General features: G+C 41.1%; 17 protein-coding genes. All 17 read right to left on the reverse strand.

Annotated features, from left to right (window positions below):
* Position 1 precedes the first annotated feature (1 nt).
* Positions 2–1,048, reverse strand: a complete 1,047-nt coding sequence (locus tag IGJ45_RS11795; RefSeq protein WP_171918082.1) for an FUSC family protein — start codon at positions 1,046–1,048, stop codon at positions 2–4.
* 446 nt (positions 1,049–1,494) lie between these two features.
* Positions 1,495–2,751 (reverse strand): NAD(P)H-dependent oxidoreductase, encoded by a 1,257-nt coding sequence (locus tag IGJ45_RS11800; RefSeq protein ID WP_003125869.1) that lies wholly within the window; start codon positions 2,749–2,751, stop codon positions 1,495–1,497.
* 21 nt (positions 2,752–2,772) lie between these two features.
* Positions 2,773–3,378 carry an NADPH-dependent FMN reductase gene (locus IGJ45_RS11805; protein ID WP_021150173.1) on the reverse strand — a complete coding sequence of 202 codons (606 nt, stop codon included), beginning with the start codon at positions 3,376–3,378 and terminating at the stop codon, positions 2,773–2,775.
* 3 nt (positions 3,379–3,381) lie between these two features.
* The gene (locus IGJ45_RS11810) at positions 3,382–4,338 is read right to left on the reverse strand and encodes an FAD:protein FMN transferase (protein ID WP_003125867.1); all 957 of its coding nucleotides are present in this window, start codon (positions 4,336–4,338) and stop codon (positions 3,382–3,384) included.
* A gap of 256 nt (positions 4,339–4,594) precedes the next feature.
* Entirely contained in the window at positions 4,595–5,443 is an 849-nt protein-coding gene (locus IGJ45_RS11815; protein ID WP_005470778.1) for a helix-turn-helix domain-containing protein, read from the reverse strand.
* Between the two features lie 132 nt (positions 5,444–5,575).
* Positions 5,576–6,283, reverse strand: coding sequence for a deoxynucleoside kinase (locus IGJ45_RS11820; RefSeq protein ID WP_060814549.1), 708 nt, complete (start codon positions 6,281–6,283; stop codon positions 5,576–5,578).
* Between the two features lie 763 nt (positions 6,284–7,046).
* On the reverse strand, positions 7,047–8,270 hold the full coding sequence (locus IGJ45_RS11825; RefSeq protein WP_349703606.1) for an amidohydrolase family protein: 1,224 nt from the start codon (positions 8,268–8,270) through the stop codon (positions 7,047–7,049).
* A gap of 19 nt (positions 8,271–8,289) precedes the next feature.
* Complete coding sequence (locus IGJ45_RS11830) at positions 8,290–9,600, reverse strand: citrate transporter (protein WP_409531708.1); 1,311 nt, start codon at positions 9,598–9,600, stop codon at positions 8,290–8,292.
* Positions 9,601–10,181: 581 nt separating this feature from the next.
* Positions 10,182–10,991, reverse strand: coding sequence for a peptide-methionine (S)-S-oxide reductase MsrA (gene msrA / locus IGJ45_RS11835; RefSeq protein ID WP_349703608.1), 810 nt, complete (start codon positions 10,989–10,991; stop codon positions 10,182–10,184).
* 268 nt (positions 10,992–11,259) lie between these two features.
* A complete protein-coding gene (locus IGJ45_RS11840; RefSeq protein ID WP_081131530.1) occupies positions 11,260–11,904 on the reverse strand; it encodes a glucose-6-phosphate 1-dehydrogenase family protein in 645 nt (214 codons plus the stop codon).
* Between the two features lie 29 nt (positions 11,905–11,933).
* Positions 11,934–12,674 carry a tRNA pseudouridine(38-40) synthase TruA gene (truA, locus tag IGJ45_RS11845; RefSeq protein WP_003125859.1) on the reverse strand — a complete coding sequence of 247 codons (741 nt, stop codon included), beginning with the start codon at positions 12,672–12,674 and terminating at the stop codon, positions 11,934–11,936.
* A gap of 163 nt (positions 12,675–12,837) precedes the next feature.
* Complete coding sequence (locus IGJ45_RS11850; RefSeq protein WP_003125858.1) at positions 12,838–13,344, reverse strand: DinB family protein; 507 nt, start codon at positions 13,342–13,344, stop codon at positions 12,838–12,840.
* A gap of 95 nt (positions 13,345–13,439) precedes the next feature.
* Positions 13,440–13,757, reverse strand: coding sequence for a carboxymuconolactone decarboxylase family protein (locus IGJ45_RS11855; protein ID WP_005470766.1), 318 nt, complete (start codon positions 13,755–13,757; stop codon positions 13,440–13,442).
* A 13-nt stretch (positions 13,758–13,770) separates the two neighbouring features.
* Entirely contained in the window at positions 13,771–14,184 is a 414-nt protein-coding gene (locus IGJ45_RS11860) for a cupin domain-containing protein (protein WP_349703609.1), read from the reverse strand.
* Between the two features lie 151 nt (positions 14,185–14,335).
* The gene (locus tag IGJ45_RS11865) at positions 14,336–15,217 is read right to left on the reverse strand and encodes a LysR family transcriptional regulator (protein ID WP_081131533.1); all 882 of its coding nucleotides are present in this window, start codon (positions 15,215–15,217) and stop codon (positions 14,336–14,338) included.
* Between the two features lie 236 nt (positions 15,218–15,453).
* Complete coding sequence (lacD, locus tag IGJ45_RS11870) at positions 15,454–16,422, reverse strand: tagatose-bisphosphate aldolase (RefSeq protein ID WP_103300981.1); 969 nt, start codon at positions 16,420–16,422, stop codon at positions 15,454–15,456.
* 19 nt (positions 16,423–16,441) lie between these two features.
* Entirely contained in the window at positions 16,442–16,897 is a 456-nt protein-coding gene (locus IGJ45_RS11875; RefSeq protein ID WP_005470755.1) for a fructose PTS transporter subunit IIA, read from the reverse strand.
* Between the last annotated feature and the right edge of the window lie 7 nt (positions 16,898–16,904).

The raw sequence follows: 16,904 nt of genomic DNA on the forward strand, positions 1-16,904 counted from the left end.
ATCATTCTTTGCGATAGATCATGCTTTGCTGGATTTGCTTTAACGCAAAATCCATGAGAAAAATCAATCCCATAGCCAATAAACTACCGATCAATGTTCCCGAGAAACGCCAAGGAATCAGATGGAGTGGTACAAAACTACTGCCGATAGTCATCAAAAGCAGCACTTGCGGATTGGTAAAGAAGTTGGCGATCGTATAATTGACAGGCATGAAATATTCCGTCAATACATTCAATACAATCAAAATAGCAGCTTTTGCTTCTAATGGTAAATCCAGTGCCATGAGTAAGAAACCTAATAAGAGACCAACTATTCCTCCTAGCACACGACCGATTGTCCTTTTTTTGATGTTTTCCATATGTTCGCCAGCGAGTACCGCGGCTGCAGAAATCAAGATCCAATAACCATTGCTTGCTCTCAACAGATATCCACTATAAGTAGCAATAAATAAAATCATCGAAAAATGCATCGCTTTTAGGATCATTTCCGGTTGGTGGTAAAGAGCGACATAATACTTATCTTTGAGAGAAAGCTGCTGAAAGCGATCTTTGGGTAAATGAAAAGGCAGCCTTTCTGCAGCGGAAATCAGCAACCCGGCCGCCAGAGAACCTACGATTCCATAAAGAAGATAGGAGCTTTGATGAAGAATCGCCAGTAAAGCATCTGTCACATTCTGTGTTTGATGGTGAAAATTGAATCCCGTTGCGTAGAGCATCAGTACAAAGAAATAATCTGGTTTTGGCAAGCGGTAGATTTTGGAAAGTAAAAAAGCCGTGAAGGATAAGCAGCCGATAATAAACGGTGCACTCCAAGGAATCAATGAAGTAATCGCCCCTAAAATAAAGGCACTCAACAATGCAAAACCGTGGATCAGGATTGCTTTTAAATTGTAACTGAAGGAACGGTGCTGAAAAGCCAAATAAGAAAAAGCTCCCATGGCTCCAACAGAACAAATCATGGGGTCTTTGGAAAGAATCCCAGTAATCAAAGGAACGCCCATTGCGATGCCAGAGCCCAATGGACGTAATAGTTTGGTAGTTAAATTCATGACATTCCTCCTCTAGCCCCTATTGGGAGCGACATCTTTTATAAGTGGTTGTTTGGGAAAAAATTAGTATGTAAATGATCAGAAGAAAACAAGATCTTCAATGAAAAACACGGCATAACTGATGAAGCAAGCTATAGAAGATGAAAGATTTTTAACAATGGAAAAACAAGCAGCGACTTTCTAGCAGAGAAGCAACGGCCTCCCTATCAATTATAGGAATGAAAATCGAAATATGCAAATTTTTCAAGAAAGTTTCGTGAATCACTTGATCTCAGTTAATCTATCAGAAAAGACGATGCTCTCTCATTGCCGTCAATTATGCGGTTCAAGTGATATAAAAAAGATCAAAACTATTCTGGAGCAAACAAGAAGTTGCACTCAGTTAGTTTTGATCGAATCATTTTATTCCTCTATCTCCTTTAGGATAGGAAAAATTTAGTCCTCTTTTATTTTACAGATGCACTAGAAACAGCATCGACTACGACAGCCTCTGACGCACCAGTTGTCGTAGCTGACTCTGCGTTATCTTCATGGACAGAAGCACTGGTAACAGCATCTGAGTTCTCGTGAACAGAAGCGCTAGAGACAGCATCTTCGTTTCCCACCAATTTTTGACCGGTTTGTTGCAGATACCATTCAATGATTGGTTTGAAATCTAGAATATACTCGTTGATACCTGCATATTCGCCATTTTCATCATGCATGGCTTGGTAATTGTGGACAATGTATTTCTCTGGAACCTGTTTTGGTACATGAACCCGAACAGCATCTGTAGCGCCGCTGCGCAATTGTTGGATCACCCATTCCACATTTTTATATGATTTTTCAGGGTGACAGTTTGCTAATGGATTGCCCACCTGACCGGGAACACGAGCTGCCAACATTTCATGGGCTTCTTGACGCAAGTTATAATACAAGAATTGATTATTGCTATCCGCAAAGGTCAACTCCATCGGCATTGAATCTAAAAAGTAATTGATTTGATCGACGGTCAATAATCCACGATTTAACTGAACATAAGTATTTCCAGAAACGGCCCCTACTGCTTCTGCAGCTTTCTCAAGCCATTGATCATCAGACATATCAACGCCTTCCACCGTTGTAGCGATCTTCCCAGTCGCATGTAAATCTTCTGGTGGCAATTGTTTAGGTCCAGCTAATGCAGAGACTACGTTAATAAATTTGACGAAGCTTGCTAACGTGCTGCCTAAAAAATCAATTGTTCGTTGATCGATCAGATTCCCATCTTCATCAAAAGCTTCTTTTGACTTTCCTAGTAAAAACTCATTCCCCGGCATCACAAGTGCATTGACTCCTGGGGCATCCAAGATTTGACGCAAATGCAACTGTGATCTGGAAGTTCCTTGATCATAATACGAAGCACCCACGACCATTACTGGCTTATTTTCAAGAGGATGAATCTTAAATGAAAGCCATTCCAAGACACTTTTCAGGCCTGCTGGTACTGTATGATTGTGTTCTGGTGTAGCAATGATTACGCCATCGGCTAAAATGATTTTTCGATTTAGTTGCTGGATCTCTGGACTGTTCGTTTGATCATCATCTTGATTGAATAATGGCAAATCTTTGATTTCGACAAGTTCCAAAGTAAAAAGTTCGGTGAATTGTTTTTTGATGAATGTTAATAATTTTCGATTGGTTGAAACTTCTGCTGTTGATCCGACGATACCGATTAATTTCATCTTTTCTATCTCCTATCGCAATTAAATGGTTTCCCAAGAAAAATTTTCTGCTTCACGTTTATTGGCTTGATGGGCATGTTGTAACTGACTTGTGATCGTCACAAACAAGAGAAAATCACTGAATAGTTCCCGCAATTTTGTTACTTGCTCTTCATCTTTCAGGCGTCCTTGTTCATCAAAAGCTTGCAATGAATGCCCCAAAAGAAATTCTGAACTTGGCATGATCCGTGCTTTTAATTCCGGTGAATCTAAAATCTGCCGCAAATGAGCCTGTGCTCTGGAAGACCCTAGTGTGCCATACGACGCCCCTGTGATCATAACGGGCTTATCAACAAAAGGAAAAATACCATAAGAAAGCCAATTCAAGGCATTGATCAGCGAAGCTGGAACGGCGTGGTCATATTCTGGGGTACTGATAATCACGCCATCAGCAGCTTCAATTTTTTCTGCAATCCTTCTGACTGCTTCCGGCAACTCATGGTCTTCCGGCTTATTGAATAAGGGAAGACCGGCGATTTCGACAAGTTCGATCTCCGCTTCACTAGCAAAAAAGTTTTTCATGAAGTTTAACAAATCGCGATTCGTTGATCGTGATGAGTTGGTTCCTACTAAGCCTATAAATTTCATTTTTTATTCTTCCTTTCCAAAATAATTTTCTTTGATCCCTGACGTGTGGCAGACCCGATTCTCCCTTGTGACAAAGATTCCTTCGATTCCGGTCTGAGCTTTCAATTGATCCACCACTTGAACGATCGGTTTACCAAATAAACGAGTTGTCCAGATTTCTCCTTCCAACGATGACTTAGAAACAATGGTCAGACTCGCTAAGTCACTTTTGGTTGGAAAGCCTGTTTTTGGATCAATGATGTGATGATAAACGGATGCTCCTTGCTGTAAATAGCGTTCATAGATACCAGAAGTCACAAGAGAGGCATTCTTGACTTTGATGATCTCCAATGATTGCTGCCTTGTTCCTTGGGGGTCTCTGATACCGATACGCCAAAAACCATCCTGATGTTTAGGAGACGCGCCATAGGTCACGATATTACCGCCTAAATTGATCAAAGCATAAACAGCATGGTTCTGATGACAGTACATTCGTAATTTATCAGCAATGTAGCCCTTAGCTAATGAACCGAGGTCTAGCAGCATTCCCTGTTTTTCCAAGAAGACACTTTGCTCTTCCTCATTCAGACGAATTTGTTGCGGGTCTGTCAATGGCAATAGTGCAGTTACTTCTGAGGGTGTGAGGACTTTTGCATCCGTAAATCCGATCCGCCATCTTTGGACAAGAGGACCAATCGCAATATTCAAGTGACTGTCTGCTGCACAACTATGATATTTGCCGATTTTGATCAGCTCATAAAGTTCTGGATCGACGACCACAGGATGTTGACCAGCTGCGTGATTCACCGCCATCAATTCTGAGTGGGGATCGTTTGCGCTAAATCGTGTTTCATATTCATGCAGCAGGCGTTCTAATTCTGATAGTAACCACATTGGATCGTTATGGGCAACTTGTAATGTGATGGTTGTACCCATTCTATGAATGACCCTTGTTTCTTCTCGAAAAAAGTTTTCACCCATTTGTATCCCTTCTTTGATTCCAAAAATCAAACGACTCGCTAGCGAACCATCATTTTTGTTAGTATTTTCACAATCAGAGAATACTCCTTTAAAACATTTTTGTCAATATAATTATATATTTTTTTATATACAAAGCCGCGCTAATCTTATATAAAAAAAGAACAACCTTCGATCTTTCGTTGCTAGATCAAAGGTTGTTCCCTATAAAACGGATCAAAAATAACGACTCATTTTCATTTGCTTTAGTCATGCATCATTATAGCTGTTTTTTCATCTGATTTAACTCATTGATCAACAGCCGATTTTTGTTGATTTTTGCAAACGCAAGTGCATCTTGTATCAATTCTAGAATGACAGAAGCTGGTTCGCCGGCAGCTTGGGCATTTTTGGCCAACTGTGCAGCTGCACGGGCCAGATAATAGGTCAAATGATTCTCTGAGCAAATGGCGATCGCATAATTTAATAGTGCGTTGCTGGTTTCAAGATCATTCGTTTGCGCGTAAAAAACCCCGCAATGGAAAACGATATTCAAAACGCGCCAGATGTCTTCCGTTGTTTGGATGGGATACGTATAAATTTCGCTAAATACTTTATCGAAATATACTTCCGCTTTTTCCAACTCAGCTTCACGCGCATAAGCGATGCCGATCCCCGTGTAGGCCAGCAGTTGAAATACTGTGTCGGTCGTCTTTGACATCAGCAATTGATCAAAATGGAACAAGACATCCGTGAACGGCGCCTGGTTAAAAACCATCTCGAATCCTTTAAGATAATAATAACGAGCTCTTAAATCGGCGTCTTTGATCGTTTTGGGATCGATTTTCTCCAAAATTTGAGCCAATTGTTCAAATTCACTGGTAATCAGCGAAAATTCAGCTTTTTCTAGTTGTTCATCTAGTTGTGAATTCACCACATTGATTGAAGAAAAAAGATCCACTAAAGGCAGATTGATTCGATTGCATAACTTGATCAATATTTTCAAGGAAGGGACTTGTCCATTATTTTCAAACCTGCTCAGAGTTGCTTGTGTGCAAATACCCTCTGAAAGTTCTTTTTGTGACATCCCGGCAGCCTTTCGTGCTGCAATAAATTTCTCTACATTCAATTGCCTTTCCCCTCTCTGCTTCAACAATGGCAGCCATTCAGTATCGATATGATTTTAGCATGTTTTTTTGAAAACAGGCACCCTCTTTTGATTTTATTTTTTCCTTGTGAAGGGGAAGACTCTATGGAACAATCACTTTTCTGAGAAATCGCCTTTTACAACAGCCCGCTGGGTTTGATAGATTCCTTTCTCTTTTCCTGTACGTATCTCGGCTAGCTTTGTTTCGATCATTTTCATAATTTTGTTCAAGTTTTGAGGGTCTGCTACAAAATCTAGTTCATCCCCATCGATCTGCATTTTCGGACAGACATCAAAATTTTCATACCAAGCATCATACCGTTCGTTCAACAATTTGTAGTAATCATACAAACTTGGATCATTTGCCACCTGTTCATACGAACGTCCTCGCTTACCGATCCGATCGATCATAGTCTCCAAAGAAACTTTGATGTGGATCATCAAGTCTGGTTGTTTCATTGGGGCGGAGTCTTCCAACTCACGCAGCATCGTGTTCAATAAATTGTCGTATTGCTCGACTTCCATTGGTGAGATCCTTCCAAGATCTGCATTCAAATGAAACATCATGCTGTCTTCATAAATCGAACGGTCGATCACATTGTCATCGTGAGACAAGGCTTCCCGCATTGCAAGAAAACTTTTATTCAAAAAAAAGATTTGCAACAAAAAAGCATATCTTTCTGGATTTGAGTAGAACAATGGTAACACATCGTTGTCCTCAACATTTTCATAAAATGGTTTTGAAGCCATTTCCTTCGATAAAAAATCGGTCAAACTACTTTTGCCTGCTCCAATCGTTCCTGCTATCAATAACACATGCATCCATCCTTCTTACTAAAATATCGTTGAGCCATCCTTGTCTCGCTTTTTCCCTCACTGATAAACCTAACACTGAAGCTGGTTCAAAACGTAGGCGTATCTTTACATAGCATTTGGTTAGCAGCAAAATACTCATAAAAGACCTTGTTTACTGATTTCTCTTTGATAACAAAAGATTTCTCGCGACTAATGTCTCAGTGGCAACCTCTCTAGTGTATCAAATCCAGCACGTATTACAAGATTGAAGGTCCTTTTTCCAATAACGGGCACTCTTCTGCTAACAGGTTGTCGTCTAAACTCGTGCGTTTCTCAGAGTCTTAATGGCGGATTCTTTATGCTTGTTTGCCTCACTTCGACACAAATCCCTGCTAAACGATTATGACAAAAACAGCGCTCCTTCCAAACTTCAAGATCCATTTTACCTAATCTTTAAAAAAAGTAAATACAATATATAGTGAACAGAGTGTAAGAAAAAGATTAAAAAATACTATATATTGTGAAGTAATGGTATCTAAAGGAAGGAAATATTCAGTCACTGCAGCTGATTTTGTTATTCATCCTTTCCCCCAAAAAACACAACACCTGCTCTCCTATCAGAAAAAAGAGCAGGTGTTGTGTTTAAAATGTTGCTATTCCACTTCAATGGATCAGCAATCAGTCGTTTTTGTCCCCTTGAATCAAAAAACAAACTCTAGCTAGGATATATCCTTTGTGTCAGTGAACTGATTTCCGCCTCTTTCCACTAAAGAATATCTTTCCATGATCCTTAACGTAAGATTTCGATCGTTTTCTCGATTTTAACCGTTACACGACCGTTCTTGATCACATAAACCCGTTCGGGAATATCAATCAATGCATTGCTTTTCGACTTTGTATCTAACAATACAAGATCGGCTTTTTTACCAACAGCTAATCCATAATCAGCTAGTTTCAACGCTTTCGCCGTGTTGGTAGTGATCATCGGTAAAACCGTCGGCAAGTCGGAAGCCCCACCTAAGTGGGCAACTGGAACAGCTAGCATCGCAATCTGAATCAAGTCCCCATTCCCATAAGGTGTGAAGGCATTGCGGATGTTGTTGCTTCCTAAGCAGATATTTACACCACCATCTCTTAGTTTGCGAATCGGAGTGACTGCACGACGCACATTATAAGGATCGTTTCTCGCCCCTAAATGAAGATCGGTGGCAGGCAATGGCATGACATTGATTTGTGCTTCCGCCATCAATGAGATGACTTCTGCTAATTTTTCAGGCGGCATCGCATGCAACGCGGTCAAATGACCTACGGAGACACGCCCATGATAGCCTTCTTTAATGGTCTTCTCACACAGATAAACAATTGATGTCTCATCCGCTTCATCGGCGAAATCTTGATGGAGATCAATGTCTTTATCAAACTGTTTGGCAATCGAAAAAACCAAATCAATATGCTCATTGGCTGGTGCATCATTATAAGGAATTCCTCCTACAACGTCGGCACCTTTTTCCATTGCTTCGATCATCATCTTATCAGTACCAGGCGCCTTGAAGATTCCTTCTTGGGGAAATGCGACAACTTGCATATCAATCAAATCCTTGTATTCTTCTTTTAATCGCATGATTGTATCAAAGCCCGTAAATCCTTGGGCTGGATCAAACTCTGCATGAGTCCGCACAGCTGTCGTACCATGAACGATCAGCATCTCAAGTGCTTGTTTTGCCCGTTGGTATATGTCTTCCTCTGTGAAAGTTGGCTTTAATTTTGCAGTAACCGCGATAGCTTCTTGCAGTGTGCCGGAATTGTTGGGTTCACGGTCAGCGATCAATGCTTTATCCAAATGAATATGGCTTTCTACAAGACCGGGAATCAGCACTCGTCCATTGGCTTCGATGGTCTCATTTGCAACTGTTTCGATGGATGGTGCGATCTCGACGATTTTGCCAGCAGTAATGCCAACGTCTTTTAACTCTTCTCCATCCTCGATTCTTGCTTGTTTAATTAGTAGATCCATTTCTTTTCCTCCCTCTTACTTACCCAAAAATCAAACCAATGAACAACAATATAATTGAAGCAAGACTTAGCCATTTCACATTTCCTTTGACCACATCCAAAATGGGGATTTGGAATCCTGAAGATAATGCTTGCATCGTGATGTTGACGAAACTCATTTGACTGCCTAAGCCCACGCCCATTGTGACAAAACCTAAAGCAATCGGTGGGAATCCTAGGGAAACGGCGACTGGCAAAACAAGTGTCAACACTGAGCCCACATACGCTCCGGCAGGAATGCCAATCAAGACTCCGGTTAAAATCGCCACAGGTACTACAACAAATTCCGGTGCATTTTGAGCTACCCCAGCAATGACGGCAAACGTTCCTGTTTGCGCAATGATATTGATGAATGCCAAGAAGATTCCCACTTGAAAAAGACGAGTCAGAATATACGTTGATCCATCTACCATTGCTTCCACCGATTGATTCATTGAAAAATCAGTACATAAGTAAATCAATGCTAATGTGATCACCATATAAACAAGCGGTGTGAAGAAAACAAAACCAATCAACTCATTGACTAGCGGGCCGAATATAACTGCAAAAAGCAAGAAAATCGCTGGTAATGTGATTTTGAACAACTCGCCATTACTTTTTGTTTCATATTCATTTTCTGCAGAAGCTTTAAAGCCGATGTGACGGCGCTTCGTTCCCCAAAAAGCCAAAGCGATAGCTAACACGACAAACAACAACCAAAAAGGACGCATCTCAACAACATAAGAAGAAACGCTAAAGCCGCCCAGTTTGGAAACAATACTTGATTCTAAGGAGGCAGGAGAAGTTGTAAATGAAACAGCTGCCGCTAGCGACATGGCTGCAATCAATTCTGGAACCACTCCCACTGCTGCAAAGGCCAGTGGTGCGATCACCATTGCACTGCCGCCGCCAATTCCAGACATATAAGTAGCTGCTGCAAGCAAAATGACAATAAATGCAGAAACATATTCTACCTTGCCTCTTGTTCCTCGTTTAGCCAAAGTCAAAGCTGCCGTATAGCTTCCCGCTTTGAAAACAGCCATTGCCACAGCAGAATTGATGATGGGGACAGTGATACTCAACATCGTTGGCACAGCTTCCAGCAGTTGCGTATTGGCTTCTGCTAAACTGATCCCTCCGATGATCATTGCTAGTATACCAGCAACCAGTCCAGCAATGATCATATCTACCTTTCTAAATAAAAGAACTAAAACCAAGACCAATGGAACTAAAACCAAAATAGCTTTAAATCCTGTTGGTGCAACGATTTGGTCAATTGCTTCTTCAGCATGTACAGCAATGCCATAAAACATTCCTACAAACATAGCAGCAAGCAAAAAAACCCATTTTTTAAATGTTTTCATTTTTCCACGTCCTTTTTTGGATAAAAATAAATGCATTGAAAAAAACGAATGATTCAGTCTATTACGTAACTAGCAAAATAGGTTATTCCATTTAGAGAAACTCAAACGGGGCCTGCTTTCTCCTTTCTATAAAACAATTACTGCCGATTACCTATTGAAATCAAAATGAGATCACTCTTAAAAAACTACCCCTTTCACTACTTGCTATTCAGCTACAAGTTCTCTGAGCCACTCCTCCCTAAGAATCATTCACTGCACTGTCCACTACTAATAAACGGCCACCAGATGCCGTTGGTGAATCCTTTGAAGTTGTCGGACATACAAATACACCGCTTTTTTGTGGGAATGATTCTTCCTTTTCTCCTTTTCTGCCTATCTTCCTGTTTTCTATTTTACGCGAATGTGAATCCGCTTTCTTTAGACGTTATTCTAAAAAAAACGATCTTTTTTTAGCCGATTGTCTAAATCATTTGCATCAAAGTGAAACAAAAGCGGCTGTTCTGCCTATTCTGACCAGCCACTTTTATCAATTATCTGGTTCCACTGAAGAATCGCTTAATCCGCTGATAGGCCAGCAATTGTTTGCGGGCACGTTGAATCCGGCGATACCGATGAGGATTTTTTTGGTAAAACCCTTGATGGTAATTCTCGGCTGGCCAGAAAGTCGTGGCTGGTCTAATCTCTGTGATGATTGGTTTTGCGTAATGACCTGACCTTTGCAGCTGTTCTTTTGACGCTTCAGCAATCGCTTGTTGCTGCGGATCTCCGACAAAAATGATTGGTCGGTACTGCTTTCCCCGATCTTGAAACTGTCCACCAGCATCTGTGGGATCCGTCAACTGCCAATACAATGAGACTAGCTCCTCATACGTAATCAACCGATTGTCAAAAATGATTTCCACTGCTTCTACATGTCCGCTTAACCCGCTACTGACTTGATCGTACGTGGGCTGCGGGATATTCCCGCCGGTATATCCTGAAAGAACAGAAGTGATCCCTGTTTTCTGTTCAAAAGGCTCCACCATACACCAAAAACAACCCCCCGCAAAAATGGCTGTTTCTTGATGACTCCAGTCAGTGATTTGATGTGTCTTTGTTTTTTGAGTTGTTTGAGTTGTTTCTATCCCTCTTAACTGATCATAAAAATCCTGTAAATCCGGTGTCAAGTTGCCTCGAAGTGCCAATGGTCGCAAAGCAGCTTCCAACTCTGATAGGACATTTTTTTGTTCTTGTCCGGATTCTAACCGATCTCGGGCTGCCAACAACTGGGATCGTTCCCAATCTCTTGTCCCTGGATTGATGATCAAATTGTAAAGCTGACTTAATCGTTCCTCGTCCATCCTTCTCATCCTCTCTGCCAGCAAAACTTTGAAGTGTTCCATCCTCTTGCAATTACTTGAAATGATTTATATGCAAATTACCATATTTCCTTCATCTGGCCTACTGATTCGCTTTCTGACCAAAGAAAAAATTCTCTGAATGACAAAAAAACCGAACAAATAGCGGTACAGACCATCAACATAGGAGGGTCTGAAATTCCTGTAGAACAGAAATCAGCTATCGTTCAGTTCGAGGTATTTTGCTGTTTGGTTATCTTAAGAGCATTGTTTATCTTGTTAGTGAAAAATACAATGGACTTAATTCTTCTAATGCTTCAGTCGTCAATCTCTCAACATCTTCGATGCTCTCTGATGGAAACCAAAGTTTGCCGATTTGAAAACTGCGTCCTTGCAGCTTTTCTTCAAGTTGTCTTTGTTTTTGCGGCTCTGAGAGGTATACAGCTAATGGGCAATGATCTTCTAGTTCATGTTCCACCTGTGGCCAAATATAATAATCAGCCAAATTTTTGTCTTTGCTCCATTCTTCAATCTGCCAGCGTAAGTCATTATATGCTGCTAAACTCCCTGAACGTTGGCCACTTTTGTAATGTTGGAACATGAAATAGACTTGATATTGCTTTTGATTGATCAATGCAGCTAGGCAGGCATTTTGATTCGGATGTGCCTCATTCCGATAAGCACACCAAAAATGACTGCGCAAATTCCAACCATTCGTCCAACTCTCAACTTTCGGTTGAAGGTCTGCTGATACATTGGTTGCGACAGTCATTTGGATATGTTTCCATTTTTGCCAGCTCATCTGATAATCCTCTTTCAGCCGCTGAATTGTTTCTGGTGGGTAGATGTCTTTGAGTTGTTTAAAGGCAAATACCTCACGATCGAATAAATCAAAATCTGCCTTAGCAAATTCCATAATGTCACCTTACTTTTAAGCTCTATTTTTTAGTGGTAGTAAACAGCATCTAGGAACAATCCTTGGGAAGGCACTGTCTCTCCGGCTGCTTTTCGGACTTGATTCGTAAATATCTCATCGATCGCCGAAATGTCCATTGTACCCGCACCAATCTCTAAAATCGTCCCGGTGATGATCCGTACCATTTTATAAAGAAAGCCATCTCCTTTAAAGCGAAAACGCAGCATATCTCCTTCTCTTGTGAGTGAGAGTTCCTCGATTGTACGAGTAGTGGATTTTTTGGTCTTTTTTAATGCAGAAAAGCCAATAAAATCATGAGTGCCAATAAACTTCTCACAAGCTGCTTGCATTTTGTCCCAATCAAGCTCTTGCGGACAATGAAAACTCCGATGACGTTCAAATACGGTTGGAATCGGACTATTCCAAACATAATAACTGTATTGTTTGCCGGTCGCATTGTAACGGGCATGGAACCGTTCAGAGGCTTCTGCGACCTCTTTGATGACGATGTCTTGAGGTAGGTAGCGATTCAGGAATTGCAACATTTTTTCGGGGGACAAATCGCTTGCTGTCTTGAAATTGGCTACTTGTCCTCTCGCATGCGTCCCTGCATCTGTACGTCCAGACCCGATGATTTCGATTTTTTCATTTGTCATTTGTGTCAAAATACTTTCAATTTTCTCTTGGATCGTTCGATCAGAATCGCCTAAACGTTGCCACCCCAGATAGCGCTTGCCATCATATTCAATCGTAAGTTTAATATTTCTCATTTATTTTAATTGCTCCTGTCATCAATGATTTACCCCAAAAAAAAACGGGTTCCCTTGCTTATCATAAGGGAACCCGTCACCGGTGTAAATGCTCTAAAGAAGATTTTAGCGATATTTCAAGAAAACAGCCAAAGATTCAAATTTCTGATGTCATTAAAAACTTTTATTTCCCAATCACTAATCTCCTTGTATAGACTGCTTGGCCCGAATGCATGACTGCATCATCGACGATGGAGACGATCCGAGCTTGTCGTGTCACAGCTGGCGTCCAGTTCTCATCAATCACTTCTGATAAGCTAGTTTCATCAATAGACTGAAGGTAATTAACTGCTAACTCGACACTAGCGGAAAGATAATCCACTAATAGTTCTTTTTGATTAACGATTACCTTGGCGGCTTCTTCTGGTGTATGACGCCAATCTTCTGTATCGTCAGGCAAATCCAAAGCAAATCGCTTCGTCCAGTCCGCTAGCCAAAGCGGTTCTTGATCCGCTAATGCGGAAATCTGCAGATCGATTTCGCGAGCGGTATGCCAGATCAGCCAAGTGACTGACTTAATCAGTGGCTCCGGCATCGTGTTCGCTTCCGCGATACTCATTTGCGCCAACGTTTCTTCAAATCGTTCTTGGGCCCGTTGCAATGTCTCGATCGTCAATTGTGTTTCCTTCATGATACTCCCCCTCTTTAGTAAGTGCTTATCTTTACTCTACTACAGAAAAAGGGAGAAGCCAATGAATCAACTTGCTGGTAAAAAGGACTGAAAAATTATTCTTCCGCATAAATTTCTTTGGCTAAATTGAATGCCGACCATGCTTTAGGCCATCCGGCATAGAAAGCCAAGTGTGTGATCAATTCAACGATCTCTGCTTGAGTCACACCATTTTCTTTGGCGATTCGCAAATGAGCTTCTAATTGAGGCACACCTTGTGTCAAAAGGCTGGCAACAGTGATCAAACTACGATCTCTGGCGGACAATTCTTGTTCTCTAGACCACACTTCTCCGAATAATACGTCATCATTCAATGCCGCAAACTGAGGGGCGAAGTCACCTAACCGTTCACTTCCTGCTGTTTGTTTTTTCATTCTCATTGCCTCCTTATTTTTGTAACTGCTGATAGTCTTCCTCCGCCACAGCTTCGAGCCATTCAGGCGTTCCGGCAGTAATAGCCAGATGTTCAAACCAACTATCTTTTGCTGCGCCATGCCAATGCTTGATGCCATCATGGGTGACGACAATATCTCCTGCTGTCAAAAATTGGGCTGGTTTTCCTTCTTCTTGATACCAGCCTTCACCACCAGTAATCAGCAAAATCTGATAACCATCATGATGAATATGCCAATTATTGCGGCAACCTGGCTCAAAAGTTACATTCCCAACGCCAACATTGACCGAGGGGTCTGCAACTAAAGTGTTTAAATAACTTTGTCCAACAAAGTATTGGGCATACGATTCATTTTTTGCGCCACTTGGGAAAATCACGCCATCTTTTACCTCTTCAAATTTTGCCATTGCTTGTCTCCTCCTTGCATACCTCTTTGTCTGATACCATTGTGCCATTTTGTCAGCTTTCACAATCAATAAAGCGGCAATCCTTTCAATAACTTACAAGTTCATGTTACTGCTTGATCCACATAACGTCCAATACTTGTTAAGCTGATTTCTATGCTTGCAAAGCATGCTTGAATTTCTTCAAAAATGTTTGGACTGTCGGCGCCAAAATCGTCTCTTTCCTCCATACCAGAACACAGTTCGTTTCCAGAGGTGGCGAAAAGGGGATGAATTTTGTTTGGTTTTCTCGATGATGAATCGCTCCAGCAATTGCTAAAGCAGCACCAACATTGTTTTCGACCAATAAAAGGACATTAAAAATCAAATTGTATCTCCCGACGATCGTCAACTCTTCTTCAACGAACCCGCCCCACGTGCAAAACATTTCCAAAACTTCTTTACGACTCGAACAAATCAACGGTGTGGTGAGGATGTCTGCAGGTGAGATACTGCTTTGATCAGCCAGCGGGTGTTCATTTGCAACAAAAAGCCCCCAGACTTCTTTCTTAGGCAATGTCAGCCGATTGTATTGATCCGTCGTTGCAGGATCAATCAAAATCGCCACATCAAGCAAGCCTTTATCAAGTTTTTCCAGAATATCATTACTAGTTCCGCTAAAAATAGTAAAAGACACTTGGGGGTGATCAGTAACCATTTCTTCGATGATTTGTGTGAGCAAATAGGAGTTTTCTGCTTCCACACAACCAATCGCAATTTGTCCATTCAGAATCGTCTCCTGATAATTGAACAATTCTTGTTCTGTTTTCTGATTCAATTCAAGAATTTCTTCTGCGCGCTTTTTTAAAAACAGACCTGCTTCTGTTAAATAAAGTTTCTTATTTTGGCGCACAAACAATTCTGTGTGCAAACGCTCTTCAAACTCTCGAATTTGTCTGCTTAAAGTGGGTTGCGTAATGTTCAGCTTTTTAGCTGCTTGGGTAATATTTTGTTCCTCGGCTATTGCTAGAAAATACTTTAATACACGAGTTTCCATCGAAAACTCCTTTCTTCTATGACACAACATTTTTCCTACTGTTATCTCAGATTTTCGGGAAAAGAACGCATCCTTATTTATCTGTAACAACGAATACTAGCTTTATTCTACCACCTAACTAGAAATTCTTGACCGCTATTCGTTTGGTTCATCCAAACAAAAAGGCCCTTCATTCACTGAAGAGAACGAAGGAACCGATAGAATTGATTTTCAGTTGTTTCTAAAGGACGTTTTTATTACAAGTGAATCGGTGTAGCAGTCTTTTGCAGAACATTGTTTAGCGCTTCAATATTTGTACGTCCTTGGGTCTGCAGCCACTCTTTCGCCGCACCTTCTCCCTGAGTCACAAAAGGCTCTACACCGTTTGCCCAGGTTGCTCGTCCACAAAGTACGCCATTGAATTTTGAGCCGGATGTTTTGGCAAACTTCAACGTTTCTTGGAACAACTCAGCTGAAACCCCTGCACTCAAGAAAATATAGGGCAGATCCGTTGCTTCCGCTTGCTCTTTGAAATAAACCGCCGCTTCTTCTTTAGTATAAGCAGCTTCCTCCGCATAGCCCTCTACATAGTTCATATTCACAGGGACTTCCACTTTTAAGACATCAACGCCATAGTATGCTTGCGAAAATTCTCGCATCATATCGTTTACTTTATGAGGCTTTTTCAAAGCATATTCTTTCGAAGTGGTGTCTGGGATAGCAGCATCATAAGAAACCAGTTCTAAGAAAAATGGTAGATTTTCAGCAAGGCATTCCGAACCAATCCGTTCGATAAATGCCTTCTTTTGATCATTGATCTCGTCAGGTTCGTCCACATCATAATAGAGCAAAAACTTACAAGCATCCGCGCCATTTTCTTTTAGCCGTTTCACAGACCAGTTGGACAAAAGATCAGGCAAACGACCCGGAGTTGAAGCATCATAACCGGTTTTCTCGTAGGCTAACAATAATCCAGCTTGTTCATCCCGAACTTGGGCTGCTGGCAATCCGTACTCTGGATCTAGTAAAATTGCTGAGGCATAGGGCGTCAACTCGGCTGACACGATTTTTTTGAAGGCACTGATTTGCTCTGTCGTGACTGAATGGTCTTGGAATCTGCCAATCATTTTTTTCAAAGCCCCTCGTTGATCAATGGCTAAAGCACTAATAATGCCATTTTCATTACATAGCTGTTGGATATATGCTTGCTTATTTGATAATGTCATGCTTTCACTACTTCCTTTTTTAGTTTTCTGCCAGTTTTCCATTTAAAATTTCGGCAATTTCATCAGGAGACTGTGCTTGCTTCAAACAATTTGTCACCTCTTTATGCATCAAAAGCCGTGCCACTTGAGACAATAGTTTCAAATGAGTCGTTCCCGCTTCTGAATCAGGTATAAAAAGAGCAATAATAAAATCAGTTCCTTCCCCATCCAAACTTTTCCAATCGATTTTGCTATTTAATTGGACGATGATGACATTGGCTTCTTCGATACTGTGATCTTTCGCATGAGGGATAGCAAATCCATCCATCATCCCCGTTGTACTCTCCTCTTCTCTTGTTAGCAATTTTCTATAAACAGCAGCTTGATCACTGCTGATGCCTAGAGTAACTGCTTGTGCTGCAAGGAAGGTCATTATTTCGTCTTGTGTCACAAAATCTCGCTTCATAAAAATGTGGTCTGTTTTGATCAACGTCATTTGTCTT

Source organism: Enterococcus sp. DIV0574 (assembly GCF_051711125.1).
Lineage (GTDB): Bacteria > Bacillota > Bacilli > Lactobacillales > Enterococcaceae > Enterococcus_D > Enterococcus_D gallinarum.